This is a genomic window from Fructilactobacillus sp. X8R2C1 (genome assembly GCF_059900955.1).
In genome coordinates, this window is the sequence record NZ_JBWXVI010000003.1 from 23260 (window position 1) to 37078 (window position 13819).

Consider the following 13819-nt stretch of genomic DNA (forward strand, 5'->3'; position numbering starts at 1 on the left):
AAGTTCAATTACTGTTAATATAGTAATAACGATTTAAATTTCGGGAGTGTGGATTATGAAAAAAACTAACGTTTTATTTGTCTGCTTGGGGAACATATGTCGATCTCCCATGGCAGAAGCAATGTTTAAAAAAATGCTTATAAATAAAGGACTTTCAAATCATTATTCAGTAAGTTCAGCTGCCACCGAAAACGATGAGGCAGGTAGTCGTCCTCATCCTGGTGCTCAAAAAACCATGGACGCTCATCACTTGGATTATAGTGGGAAACAATCCCATCCAATCACCGCTTACGACATCGATAATGCTGATTACATTATTACCATGGATGACTACAATATCAGTGATCTTAAAAAGATGATTCCCAAAAGTCAATGGAATAAGCTTCATTTATGCATGGACATTGTTCCCGGTAAAAAGGGAGTCAACATCGTTGATCCTTGGTATACCCATCGATTTGAGGATACCTATCAAATGCTGGATCAATCTTTGCCCTTGTGGCTAAAGTACATGCAAGAACATCATAACAGCAAACAGGAAGGAAGCGAATCATTTGAATCAGAATAAAGCCCAAATCTCTGATCCGGTTCCTTCAGAAATATGGCACAAAAACCTAGTAGCACTATGGTTTGGGATGTTCATGAATGGATTAGGTTTTAGTGAAGTCATGCCTTTTCTCTCCCTGTTCATCGCTACCCTAGGCCACTATAATTCTAGTCAACTAAGTATCTATAGTGGGCTTGCTTTCTCAGCCTCTTTCATTGTTACCGCCGTCGTCTCCCCCATTTGGGGATCTTTGGCTGACAGATACGGACGAAAAGTGATGCTTTTACGAGCATCACTTGGAATGGCAATCTGTCTAATATTGATGGGCTTTGTTACTGCTGTTTGGCAGTTAATTGCCCTTCGATTTATTCAAGGAATCTTCTCTGGATACATGAGCAATGCCAACGCCTTACTTGCGACTCAGGTACCAAAGCGAGAAAGTGGGAAAGCCCTTGGAATTTTAACCACCGGCAACGTCTCAGGAACCCTTTTTGGTCCCTTCATTGGCGGAATTTTAGCTTCTGTCTTTAGTTATCGTCTTACCTTCTTCATTACTGGTGGTTTACTCATTTCCGTCTTTTTTGTCACGCTATTTTTCGTTAAAGAACACTTTAAACCGGTTGCAAAAGAAGATAACCTATCTACCAAACAGGTTATTTTCGAACTTTCAAACGTCAAACTGATTTTTGGAATGTTCTTGACCACCCTGATTATTCAAGCCTCTAATTTCTCCATTTCACCCATTCTGTCACTGTACGTCAAAGAAATCATGCACAATAGTCCTCAAGTCACCTTCTACAGTGGAATTGTTGCCGCAGTTCCGGGAATTGCCACGCTTTTTGCCGCCCCCAAACTGGGAGCATTAGGCGATCGAATCGGGACCTCCAAGATTATGCTAGGCGGTTTCATCTTTGCCATCTTGGTCTACATCCCCATGGCATTTGTAACCAACGTCTGGGAATTAATGGGACTCAGATTTCTGATTGGAATCTCCAACGCCTGTATGTTACCTGCCGTTCAAACCATTTTAGCTAAAAACACCCCATCTAACGTTACTGGTCGGATTTTTAGCTGGAACCAGTCCATGCAAGCAGCTGGAAACTGTATCGGACCCATCATCGGCTCCATTGTTTCTTCTTTGTTTGATTACTCAAGTGTGTTCATTTCAACCGCAATCCTTGTCTTCATTAACTTCTTGTTAGTATTAAACGAAACCAGAAACGAACAGAAGACCGTAAACTAAATTTAGACAAAAAAAGAGCCAACTAGAAGTTGGCTCTTTTTATTTATTATTATTTGTCGGCAAGACCATATTTCTTGTTGAAACGATCGACCGCACCATCTGCTTGGTTGAACTTTTGCTTACCAGTGTAGAATGGATGTGAATCAGATGAAATTTCAACTCGGATTAATGGGTAAGTGTTGCCGTCGTCCATTTTGACGGTTTCATCAGAGGTTGCAGTTGAACCAGTAATGAACTTAAATCCAGTACTTGAATCTTGAAAAACAACTTGATGAAAATCTGGATGAATTCCTTTTTTCATAATATTTCGCTCCTTTTGCCCTAAACACAGTTCAGAGATTGATTATCGAATATAACATCAACCATAATAGCTTAACATTATTTTTTGACGTACGCAATAGGACCCAGGCGTTAGTCGTCCTGGTCAATCATCTGGACGTTAGCGTGTAGATTGGTTAATTTATTAGTAATATTATCATATCCGCGTAAAATATTGTCCGCATTTTCAATAACGGTCTTACCACTAGCCATCAGCCCAGCAATGACCAAGGATGCCCCAGCGCGAATCTCTCCGGCTTGAACGGTTGTCCCATGGAGGTTCTCACTCTTACTGATAATAATTGAATTATCAGTTGGATTGACCTTGATATTAGCCCCCATCTTCTGGAGCTGGGCAATGTGATTCTGACGTTCCGGATAAATCGTATCGTGAATCACACTATCCTCGTCTGCTTTAAACAGCATGGGGGTAATTGGTTGTTGTAAATCCGTCGCAAACCCTGGAAACGGTGCCGTTTTAATCTCGATACCATTTAATTTCCCAGTCTTTGGAACATAAATACTGTCTTCGCCAACTTCTAATTGAACGCCGGCTTCAATCAACTTAGCTGTGTAGGCTTGTAAATGCTCAGGAATTACGTTCTTAACGTTAATTCCCTTCCCAACAGCGGCGGCTAACGTCAAGTATGTCCCCGCTTCAATTCGATCAGGGATAATCGTATGCGTCGCCTTGGCCTGGAGATGATCAACGCCTTGAATCCTGATGACGTCGGTCCCAGCTCCTCTGATCTTAGCTCCCATACTATTCAAAAATGATGCAATATCAATAATTTCCGGTTCTTTAGCGGCATTACTAATGGTAGTAACCCCATCAGCCTTTACCGCTGCCAGAATCGTGTTGATCGTCGCTCCAACCGAAACCATGTCAAAGAAAATTGAAGCCCCATGAAGTCCATTTTCCGTTGCATTAATATCGACCGAATCATCACTTTCATTGACTTCTGCACCCAAGGCCTTAAAGGCGCGAATGTGCTGGTCAATTGGCCGTGGTCCGATATTGTCTCCACCAGGGAAACTAATCGTGGCACGATGAAACTTGCCAAGAAGCGCTCCCATAAAATAATAGGAAGCACGCAGACTTTTAATTGCTTTACCGGGCAATTCACCCTCAAGTATATTAGTTGGATCAATGTTTAAGACACCATCTGAAAAATCAGATGTTACGTTCATCGACTGGAGGATTAGCATGAGATTATGCACATCCAGGATATCGGGAACCATGTCAAGTTCCACTGGACTATCCGCCAAAATAGCAGCCGGTATCAAAGCGACCGTACTATTCTTAGCTCCGCCAACGGTAACGTCGCCATATAGAGGATGTCCTCCTGATATTTTTAGTATCGTCATAATTGGTAATCCTCACTTATATCATATCTTTTAATAATAATCATAGGAAAGTTTTCACCAAAACACAATACAAAATCAGAAATTATTTTATTAAGATTATAAAGAAGCCTGGTTACTTCTTGTGATTATGCATGTGTTCTTTGTCGGCAGCGGCGACAAACGCCTTGAATAATCCCTCGGGACGATTTGGACGTGATAAAAATTCGGGATGGTATTGTGCTGCAACGTAGAAGTGATTATCAGGAACTTCGACCACTTCAACCAAGTGATCATCTGGTGAGGTCCCAGAAATAACTAAGCCAGCATCTTCCAGGTCTTTTCTAAATTTATTATTGAATTCATAACGATGACGATGACGCTCTGAGATTTCCCTTTTGTTGTCGTATGCACCGGCGGCTTTACTCCCTGCTTTTAACTTAGTCTTATAAGCACCCAAGCGTTGAGTTCCACCAGCATCAGTAACATCATTTTGATCGGCCATGAGATCAATCACATTGTGCTTAGTCTGCGGATCAAATTCAGTTGAGTTGGCATCCTTATAACCCACAACGTCTCTAGCATATTCGATGGTAGCAATCTGCATTCCAAGGCAAACACCTAAATAAGGAACATCATTTTCTCTAGCATATCGAGCGGCTTGAATCATTCCTTCGACCCCTCGATTACCAAATCCACCAGGAACCAAGATTCCGTCCATTCCCTTTAACTTCTTAGAAACGTTGTCTCTGTTAATCGTACCCGCATCAACCATGTGAATGTTAACTTTATCGTCAGCAGCATAACCGGCATGTTTTAAAGCTTCATTGACGGACAAATAAGCATCGTTTAGATCAACATACTTACCAACAATGGCAATGTTAACCTCACCCTTGAGATTTCTGATGTGCTTCTCCATCTTCTTCCAGTCTTTCATGTCAGCCTCTGGAGCTTTAACGTTAAAGTGCTTTAAAATCTCATCGTCCATGTCCTGTTTTTGAAAACTAAGCGGGATTTGGTACAAGTTAGGAGCATCGATGGACTCGATGATATCCTTAACCGGAACATCACAGAACATGGCAATTTTTTTCTTCATCTCATCACTAACTGGCTTCTCAGCACGAAGAACCAACATATCGGGTTGAATGCCAATTCCCCTCAATTCTTTAACACTGTGCTGGGTTGGTTTGGTTTTCATTTCCTTTGCGGCGTGCAGGTACGGAACAAGCGTAACGTGAATATAAAAAGTATTCTCATCACCGACTTCATGTTTCATCTGACGGATGGCTTCCAAAAACGGTAGGGACTCGATGTCTCCAACCGTTCCACCAATTTCTGAAATAACGATATCAGCGTCCGTGCTTTGAGCGGCACTCATAATCTTTTGTTTAATCATTCCAGTAATGTGAGGGATGACCTGAACGGTTCTCCCAAGATAATCTCCGTGACGTTCTTTTCTTAAAACTTCTTCATAGATTTTACCGGTCGTAAAGTTAGAGTACTTGTTTAAATTGTTATCAATAAAACGTTCGTAATGACCTAAATCAAGATCAGTTTCAGCACCATCATCGGTAACAAAGACTTCTCCGTGTTGATAAGGATTCATTGTTCCCGGATCAATGTTGATATATGGATCAAATTTTTGGATCGTAACGTTAAAGCCACGATTCTTCAATAATCTTCCGATTGAAGCCGAAACAATTCCCTTTCCTAAGGAAGAAACTACTCCACCGGTTACAAAAATATACTTAGTCATGCTTAACTCCTCCATCAAATTTAGGTTACAACATAAAAAAAGCTCCCCATTCATTGAATAGGGAGCGGTTACTTATTCGAAATACTTCACATGTCTGTAAAGTGCCCAAATAGTATGTTAAGTGATTCTACATAATTAGTCAAGTTTAATCATTGTCGTCGTCATCATCTTTTTTATCGTCATCGTCATCTGGATTGACCTCTGAGAGGTCGCCTTCAACACCATCATCATCGTCAATGGCGTCATCATCAGTATCAGGATTTTCTTCATCAAGATCCTTATGATACTTATCCTTGTCGTCAGGGGTATCATCAAAATCATCCTGATCTTCTGGATCATCGTTATCATAGTCGATCACGTCATCATCGTCAGCTGCATCAGCCATAAAAGCATTCACCTTACGATGCTTTTTGGGAGTATTACCGTTGTCTTCTTCACCTTCATTGATGGTGGCTTCGTTAATGGATTCATATGGGTACCAAGTACGAAGACCCCAAACGTTATTGCCAAGGGAGATAAAACTCCCATCAACATTAAGGTCTGTGTAGAATTGAGGTAAACGATCACGAATTACTTGGTTGCTGTCCCCCAAGTATTTTTGTACTTCGTTGGTTAAATCAACGAATGACATGGTTTTACCAGCATCAGCTAAAATTGCATGAGCCACTTCAACCATTGATAATTCGCTTTTATCTTGCTTGTCTAATTCTTTAAGTTCCAATTCGACCACGCCTTTCTAGATTCCTAACAGACTAATAATACTAGTTTAACATTTAAATTGCAATTTGACTCGATAGTCGCCGACTTTCTGTCCGTCAGTGTACAACTCATAGTTAATCTCAATCATTTGCCATCCGTTTTTATCATCTCTAGATTGCTTAATGCTAGTGGTATGTGCCCCAATTTTCAAATTACCAAATGGCGTTCGGTACAAGTCTTCGATTGTTTCGTTCGGTTTAAAATGAAGTTCAAGATGATTTTTGCCAGCACGAGTTAACCGAATCGCATTTTTTCCAATCCGGTAGGTGACAGGAACGTCCGGTTGTCCGTCAACGTGTTCAACGTAACGTAAATAACGATAGCCGTTGAGCATAACTAGTTGCCCATTTTCTTTAAAATGATGGTGTTCGACGTTTTCGTCCTGTTTTATTTCGATTGCAATCTCAACTTGAACTTTTTCGATCTTTTCGTTTTCTGTCAAAAATATCACCTCACAAATTTGATTTTACGCCGTTAGCAATGGAAATGCACTAACTTTGAGTTTGTCATGACGTTTATTTTTATTTCAGTTATAATGAAGAGAGATTAGTATAAGTGGAGGTCTTTTATTGAAGTATTACAATCAACCATTGAAATATGACAAAGTTTTTCGTGACCCAGTTCTGGGTCACGTTTACGTTGAACACCAAGTAATTCTCGATCTCATTAATACGCCTGAATTTCAACGTCTAAGACGAATCAAGCAGTTAGGAACTACTTCATTAACCTTTCACGGAGCAGAACACACCCGTTTTAGCCACTCTTTAGGAGTGTATGAAATTACTAGACGAATTTGTGATAATTTTAAGCGAAATTATCCGTCTAAAAAAGCGGGTGATGGCTTATGGGACGATTCAGAACGAATCGTGGCCCTGTGTGCCGCTCTACTTCACGACGTTGGTCATGGAGCTTATTCACATACGTTTGAACACATTTTTCACACCAATCATGAACAGATTACCCAGCAAATCATCACTTCAAACGAAACGGAAATTAACCACGTCTTAAGTGAGGTCGGTCCCGATTTTCCCGAACGCGTCGCCAGTGTCATTAACAAGACCTATGACAATCCGCAAGTCGTCCAAATGATTTCAAGTCAAGTTGATGCCGATCGGATGGACTACCTTCTAAGCGATTCATATTACACCGGAGCACAATACGGTAATTTTGATTTGGATCGGATTCTTCAGGTGATGCGTCCGTACTCTGGTGGGATTTGTTTTCGGGCAAGTGGTTTACATGCGATTGAGTATTACATTGTTTGCCGTTTTCAAATGTATCAACAAGTCTACTTCCATCCCGTCTCACGTTCGATGGAAGTTATTTTAAGTCATCTACTGATGCGGGCAAAAGAACTAGCATTACAACCAAAGAGCACCTTTAAACCAAGTCTTTTAATGCCAATTTTTTCTAACAACTATTCCCTAGATGATTATTTACAAATTGACGACGGGGTGCTTAACACTTACTTCGTCATGTGGCGCAAGTCAGAAGATCCGATTCTCTCTGACCTCGCCAAACGTTTCTTAAATCGGCGTCCCTTTAAATCCGCTAAATACAATGATCAGACGGAATTTTTAATCCCTAAGCTACAAAAGATCATTGAAAAGGCCGGATTTAATCCAAAGTACTACACTGCCACTGACAACAGTTTTGATCAGCCCTATGATGTCTACGATCCCAAAAGTAAACATCAAAACGCCCAGATTGAACTGATGGAAAATGATGGTAATTTGGTAGAACTCTCTCAAACTAGTGACCTAGTTCGTGCCATTACCGGAAAACTAATTGGTGACAAGCGTTTTTTCTTTCCACGTGAAATGCTTAAGCCAACAAAAAACGTTGAACTTTTTCAACCTTTATACGATGAATTTCAAAAATACATTGATAATGACAACCTTATAATTCCAAAGGAGAACTAACATGGATATCAAATTAATTGCCATCGATATCGACGGCACCCTATTAAACGAAAAAAATCAATTAGCAAAAGCAACCATCGAAGCTATTACTAAAGCCTGCAATCAAGGCATAAAAGTGGTTCTTTGTACTGGTCGCCCCATTACTGGCGTAAAGCCATACCTTGATAAGCTCGGAATTGACGGAGACGATGAATACGCCATCACTTATAATGGTGCCCTAGTCGAAACGGTTAGTGGCAAAGTGTTAATCAAAGAAACGGTTAAGTATGATGACTTTTTAGAAATTGAAATGATGTCACGAGAAATGGGAGTTCACTTCCAAATCGAAACGGTTGATTCCATTACCACTACCGATCGTGATATTAGTCCCTTTTCCGTTGAAGAAAGCCATCTTGTTTCGATGCCCATCAAATATCGAACTCCTGGTGAAATCACTCGTGACGTCAACATTTACAAACTGATGTACGTTGATTATCCGGACAAGATCACCAAAGCAAAGGGCAATCTACCAAAATCAATTTACGACCGAATGAGTGTCGTTCAGAGTTCACCGGTCTTTCTTGAGTTTATGAACTCAAATTCAAGTAAAGGCAATGCCTTACGGGATCTTTCCGAAAAGCTTGGTTTAAAGCCAGATAACGTCATGGCCATTGGCGATCAGGGGAATGATATTTCGATGATCAAGTTTGCGGGACTGGGAGTGTCCATGGGTAACGGAATCGATGAAGTTAAAAAGAACGCCCAATTTGTTACCAAACCTAATTCAGAAGATGGGGTAGCATACGCCATCAATAAGTACGTTAATCAATAACAAACGAGCGCAAAAAAATAATCTTAGCATTTTAAGCTAAGATTATTTTTTATCCATTACTTTTTTTCATCATCCTTACCATAGTCAAACCGATGACTAAACAGCGGACTAACGGGACGATTTTCGTTAATTCTAGTAATTGCGTCTCCAATTAATGGTGCAACTGAAATTTGTTTGATCTTGTCAATTTTTTTATAATCGGGTAACTGAATGGAATCAGTCACAACCAGTTTCTTAATTGGCGAAGCTTCGATTCTTTCGGTTGCTGGCCCTGATAAGACGGGATGGGTACAACATGCATAAACTTCTGAAGCACCAGCATCCATTAAGGCTTGCGCACCTTTCGTAATGGTTCCAGCTGTATCAATCATATCGTCAATCATAATACAACGCTTCCCCTTTACATCCCCAATGATGTTCATAACTTGAGCAACGTTGGCTTTTGGGCGACGCTTATCAATAATAGCAATTGGAGCCTTTAAAAACTCAGCCATGGCACGAGCTCGACTCACCCCACCATGATCAGGTGAAACAACTACCGCGTCTTTTGCGAGTCCGTTCTTGATGAAGTAATCAGCAAGGAGCGGTGCCCCCATCAAATGATCAACGGGAACATCAAAGAATCCTTGAATTTGAGCAGCATGTAAATCAAGGGCTACCAAACGTGTGATTCCATCTTTTTCCAGCATGTCTGCCACTAACTTAGCGGTAATTGGTTCACGACTTCGTGCTTTTCGATCTTGTCTAGCGTAACCATAGTATGGAATAACCACGTTAATGGTTTTGGCACTTGCTCTTCTTAAAGCATCGATCATGATTAATAATTCCATTAAATTATCATTAACGGGATCAGAAGTTGATTGGATAATATAAACGTTATCGCCACGAATGCTTTCTTCAATATTAATTTGAATCTCACCATCACTAAAGCGACTGACGGAAGCCTTTCCCAAGGGAACTCCCACTCGTTTAGCAATCTTTTCTGCAAGCGGACGATTTGAATTTAAAGAAAAAATCTTTAATTTTGGATCAGCATACTTTTCAGCCATTATAACCCCCACATTTTTTTCCTACCTAATCAATTCCATTATATTATTTTCAGAAAACAATTTCACTATTTAGCTCAAATTAATTAGCGCCTTTAAAGGGAAGTTTTTTATAATAACCCGGCTTGTTAGTCTGGCGCTCTCTAGCAATTCCCATGTCATACTGATCCATGTCGTCGGTAATGGTCGAACCAGCCGCAATAAAGGTATGATCAGCGATGTGGACTGGGGCAATCAAGTTGGAATTACTTCCAATGAAAGAATCATCACCAACCGTTGTGGTGTGCTTATGGGCTCCATCGTAATTCGCAAAAATCACTCCGCAACCAATATTAATGTGTTTACCAAGTTTAGCATTGCCAACATAAGTCAGATGACCCATCTTGGTTCCCTCACCAATGGTGGCACTTTTAACCTCACAGAAGTTGCCAATGTGAACGTTCTTTTCAATCTTAGCGCCTGGTCTTAAATGACTATCTGGTCCGATATTAGAACCTGGCATCATCTCAGAATCTTCAATTACCGAAGAGAAGACCTTAACGTTATCATGAATTTTACTACCAGAAATTTTAGAGTGGGCACCAATGATACAGTTACTCCCAATTTCCGTTCCGTTTTGCAGTTGAACTCCTGGTTCAATAATGGTATCTTGACCAATCTTAATGTCACTATCAATGTAAGTATCAGCAGGGTTCACAATCGTAACGCCATTTTGCATGTGTTGACGATTAATCCGGGCTTGCATAATTTGAGTGGCACGGGCCTGAGCGACCCGATCGTTTACACCCATCGATTCATTAAAGTTCGCCATCTTGTAGGCAGCAATTGTGTGACCCTCATTTTTTAAAACTTCAATGGCATCAGTTAAATAATATTCACCCTGAGCGTTATCGTTATTAATCTTGTGCAAAGCCTCAAATAACGAATGATTATCAAACACGTAAACCCCAGTGTTAATCTCATGAATGCCCTGCTCTTCCGGCGTAGCATCCTTTTGCTCCACGATCTTTTCTACAATCCCAATGTCATTTCTAACAATCCGGCCATAACCAGTCGGATCAGGAGCTTTAGACGTCAAAATGGTCGCGGTGGCCTTTTTTTGTTCGTGATACTCAAAGAGTTGCTTAAGAGTAGAGGAGGTAAATAATGGAGTATCACCACTAATAACTAACGTCTCACCATCTGAGTTCTTTAAAAGTCCTTCAGCTCGTGCAACGGCATCGCCAGTCCCAAGTTGTTTATCTTGGACGACGTACTCACAACGATTGCCCAGTTCGTTTTCCACATCTTCAGCACCGTAACCAACAATCGTGATGATGTTATCCATATCTAACTTGGATACCTGCGTCAAAACATGGTCAACCATTGATTTCCCACAAATTCGGTGGAGAACTTTATATAACTTGGACTTCATCCGAGTGCCCTTACCAGCCGCTAAAATAATCGTATTCTTTGAACTCATTTTTGTTCCCCTTGTAATTAATTTTTAATTTGTACTCCCAAAAATTTTTTGGGCATAATTGCCAGGTTTAATCTCAATCTGATCATCTTTAATATCCATTTTAAGTAATGAAGTAAAATCAGTAACCTTTCTGTGACCTGGGTCATCGGTTTCAACAAAAACCGTACTGCCCACCAGATGACAATCAAACTCATCAATCAGAGACGTCAGACCAGAAATCGTTCCGCCACCACGCAAAAAATCATCAACAATCAAAACGTTAGAACCTGGCTTCAGGCTTCTTTTTGAGATGGTCATTCGTTTAACTTCCTGACTAGATGCCGAAACGTAGTTAACACTCACGGTCGACCCCTCAGTAATTTGAGAGTCGTGCCTAGCAATTACCAGTGGCACATTTAAATACGTGGCAGAAGCTTCGGCAACTGGAATTCCTCTCGTTGCCACCGTTAGTACTGCGTCAACTTTCTGAAACAGGTATTGGGTGGCAATGATCCGCCCAATGGTTTTCAACTTCTCCGGTTGGCCTAAAATATCGGACATATAAACATAACCACCAGGAAGATAACGATCGTTATCGTTTAAGATGTCAGAGACCTCTTTAATAAACTGATCAGCCGCCTCTTTTAAAATGTATGGCGTAAATTTGGCGCCCCCAGAAGCTCCGGGAACGGTCTCAACCAGACCAATCCCACGTTGTTGAAATGCTTGCTTCACAATGGCTAAGTCCTCACTAATGGAAGATTTAGCAGAATTGTAGCGCTTAGCGAAAAAAGTTAATGGTACTAATGTATGAGGACGGTTTAATAGATAGTTTGTCATATCTACTAATCGTTCACTTCTTTTAAATTTCATGCTTTCACCTCGTCATAAATTGGCACACAAGGAAATTTTAGCATAAATGTTCGTGTTTTACTTCACTTTATCGAAAAAAGAGTAAAAAAAAGAGGGACTAAATCAAATTAGCCCTCCCTAAAGTGATTATAAATAAGTGATCCAAAGTAAATGGCAACCTCAATAACAGCAATAAAGAAACTGACCGGCCAGTTCGTGTAGTATCCAAGCGTTAATCCAGCCCAAACTCCGATCAAACCAAAAACAATGGCCAGTCCAATCATTTTTCCGACTGAATGGGCAAAGTATTTAGCACTCGCAGCTGGCAAAGTCAAAAGGATAAAAATCAAAAGTGCCCCGACAATTTGAGCAGCCACGGAGACACTTAAGGCCAGCATCACTAGGAAAATCAATGAGAGGATTCCACTTGGAATTTTCTGGGCTCTGGCTCCCACTGCATCAAACGAATCAAACTTTAAGTCCCGATAAATACATAGGGTCACGATTAACACAATCACCGATAACCAAATCATCTGATGGACTTCAGAAGCACTGATTCCGACAATACTTCCGAACAAGATATTAGTGGCATAACTAGCACTACTGTTTGAAAGGGCTAGAAATAAGACTCCCAGTCCAATAAAGAGGGCCGAAACAGCACTGATGGTATCTTCTCGTCTTTCGGCAACGGAGCCAGCACTCATTCTCCCAACGAGAACCGAACTAATGGTGGTAAAGAGTAGCATCCCGTTTAACGGACTAATCCCAACAAACATTCCAAAGGAAGCTCCAGCAAACCCAATCTCGGATAGGGTGTGGGTCAGAAACGGCATGTTTCTTGAAACGACAAACACCCCGATGACCCCACAGACCACCGCAATGATGGTACTTGCTAAAAAGGCATTACGCATAAATTCAAAACTAAACATCGGCTTGCCCCTTCCAAAATTCTTCAACATTTAAGTTCTTAATTGGTCCAAATTCATAATTATCAGGACGCAAAAACAGGTATTCGTTTGCGAACTTCTTTGCTAGCGGAATGTCATGCGTAACAAAAATTACGGTTAACCCACTTTTGACGTTTAGATCGGAAACCACATTAAGCAGGTTCTCCTTGGCCTCTGGGTCAAGACTTGCCGTCGATTCATCCAAAATCAAAAGATCGGGTTTCACTACCAGCGCCTGTGCTAGATAAGCTCGCTGTTTTTCCCCCCCGGAAGTTCTTCCTAATGGTTCTTTGGCAATATCAGTTAGGTTAGTCTCAGTTAGGACCTGATTTAACGTTTCACGATCTTTTCTTGAAAGCCACGGTAGTTTAAAACCACTAAAAGCTAGAGCAACAAAATCTTTTACCGACAACGGATATTCGGTATCAATATTTCTAAACTGGGGCACATACCCAATCTTGACTTGGGAACGATCCGGGATAAACTGAACCTTTCCACTGGTGGGCTTCAATTGGCCAAGAATCACTTTGATCAAGGTGGTTTTTCCTACTCCATTCTGGCCTACAATACTTAAAAAACTACCACGTTTCACATTAAAGCTCAAATCACTTAAAACGTGTTTATCCGCAAAATTAACGGTTAAATTTTCTATCTTTAAAACTAAGTCATCCATATTTAAACTCCTACCATTTCGAGCTTCAATAGTACTAACGAAGCTTACTAACTAATCAATAGTTCTCAACTAATATAACACTGTTATCTTAAGACATGCAACTAACAGCTCGGGGAAATCATGGATTATCTTGACTAATTTAAATACCCACATCATCTTACTA

At 40.6% G+C, this 13819-nt stretch carries 14 protein-coding genes; 4 read left to right on the top strand and 10 right to left on the bottom strand.

Annotated elements, in window-relative coordinates; all coding sequences use genetic code 11:
* Positions 1-55: 55 nt before the first annotated feature.
* Positions 56-565: a low molecular weight protein-tyrosine-phosphatase gene (locus tag AC6UD6_RS04080; RefSeq protein WP_500693985.1), complete on the top strand. Its 510-nt coding sequence runs from the start codon at positions 56-58 to the stop codon at positions 563-565.
* Positions 552-1787, top strand: a complete 1236-nt coding sequence (locus tag AC6UD6_RS04085; RefSeq protein ID WP_500693986.1) for a multidrug efflux MFS transporter — start codon at positions 552-554, stop codon at positions 1785-1787. The genes AC6UD6_RS04080 and AC6UD6_RS04085 overlap by 14 nt, the downstream gene beginning before the upstream one ends.
* A 49-nt stretch (positions 1788-1836) precedes the next feature.
* Here the strand turns inward: AC6UD6_RS04085 and AC6UD6_RS04090 are convergent, their stop codons facing one another.
* From AC6UD6_RS04090 to AC6UD6_RS04110, 5 genes are all read right to left on the bottom strand, one after another.
* Positions 1837-2088 (bottom strand): type B 50S ribosomal protein L31, encoded by a 252-nt coding sequence (locus tag AC6UD6_RS04090; RefSeq protein ID WP_500693987.1) that lies wholly within the window; start codon positions 2086-2088, stop codon positions 1837-1839.
* A 110-nt stretch (positions 2089-2198) separates the two neighbouring features.
* Positions 2199-3473: a UDP-N-acetylglucosamine 1-carboxyvinyltransferase gene (gene murA, locus AC6UD6_RS04095; protein ID WP_500693988.1), complete on the bottom strand. Its 1275-nt coding sequence runs from the start codon at positions 3471-3473 to the stop codon at positions 2199-2201.
* A gap of 112 nt (positions 3474-3585) precedes the next feature.
* The gene (gene pyrG, locus AC6UD6_RS04100) at positions 3586-5205 is read right to left on the bottom strand and encodes a CTP synthase (RefSeq protein WP_500695767.1); all 1620 of its coding nucleotides are present in this window, start codon (positions 5203-5205) and stop codon (positions 3586-3588) included.
* Positions 5206-5350: 145 nt separating this feature from the next.
* A complete protein-coding gene (gene rpoE / locus AC6UD6_RS04105) occupies positions 5351-5926 on the bottom strand; it encodes a DNA-directed RNA polymerase subunit delta (protein WP_500695768.1) in 576 nt (191 codons plus the stop codon).
* Positions 5927-5971: 45 nt separating this feature from the next.
* On the bottom strand, positions 5972-6406 hold the full coding sequence (locus AC6UD6_RS04110; RefSeq protein ID WP_500695769.1) for a YwiB family protein: 435 nt from the start codon (positions 6404-6406) through the stop codon (positions 5972-5974).
* A gap of 127 nt (positions 6407-6533) precedes the next feature.
* On the opposite strand from AC6UD6_RS04110, the gene AC6UD6_RS04115 reads away from it, so the two are divergent.
* Positions 6534-7886: an HD domain-containing protein gene (locus AC6UD6_RS04115; RefSeq protein WP_500693992.1), complete on the top strand. Its 1353-nt coding sequence runs from the start codon at positions 6534-6536 to the stop codon at positions 7884-7886.
* 1 nt (position 7887) lies between these two features.
* Positions 7888-8697 carry a sugar-phosphatase gene (gene yidA, locus AC6UD6_RS04120; RefSeq protein WP_500693993.1) on the top strand — a complete coding sequence of 270 codons (810 nt, stop codon included), beginning with the start codon at positions 7888-7890 and terminating at the stop codon, positions 8695-8697.
* Between the two features lie 56 nt (positions 8698-8753).
* On the opposite strand, the gene AC6UD6_RS04125 is transcribed toward yidA, so the two are convergent.
* The 5 genes from AC6UD6_RS04125 to AC6UD6_RS04145 all read right to left on the bottom strand — a co-directional run bounded on the left by AC6UD6_RS04125 (position 8754) and on the right by AC6UD6_RS04145 (position 13656).
* Entirely contained in the window at positions 8754-9746 is a 993-nt protein-coding gene (locus AC6UD6_RS04125; protein ID WP_500693994.1) for a ribose-phosphate diphosphokinase, read from the bottom strand.
* Between the two features lie 79 nt (positions 9747-9825).
* On the bottom strand, positions 9826-11205 hold the full coding sequence (gene glmU, locus AC6UD6_RS04130; RefSeq protein WP_500695770.1) for a bifunctional UDP-N-acetylglucosamine diphosphorylase/glucosamine-1-phosphate N-acetyltransferase GlmU: 1380 nt from the start codon (positions 11203-11205) through the stop codon (positions 9826-9828).
* Positions 11206-11229: 24 nt separating this feature from the next.
* Complete coding sequence (purR, locus tag AC6UD6_RS04135; RefSeq protein ID WP_500693996.1) at positions 11230-12057, bottom strand: pur operon repressor; 828 nt, start codon at positions 12055-12057, stop codon at positions 11230-11232.
* Positions 12058-12164: 107 nt separating this feature from the next.
* Positions 12165-12965 (bottom strand): metal ABC transporter permease, encoded by an 801-nt coding sequence (locus AC6UD6_RS04140; RefSeq protein WP_500693997.1) that lies wholly within the window; start codon positions 12963-12965, stop codon positions 12165-12167.
* The gene (locus AC6UD6_RS04145; RefSeq protein WP_500695771.1) at positions 12958-13656 is read right to left on the bottom strand and encodes a metal ABC transporter ATP-binding protein; all 699 of its coding nucleotides are present in this window, start codon (positions 13654-13656) and stop codon (positions 12958-12960) included. Before AC6UD6_RS04145 ends, AC6UD6_RS04140 begins: the two co-directional genes overlap by 8 nt.
* Between the last annotated feature and the right edge of the window lie 163 nt (positions 13657-13819).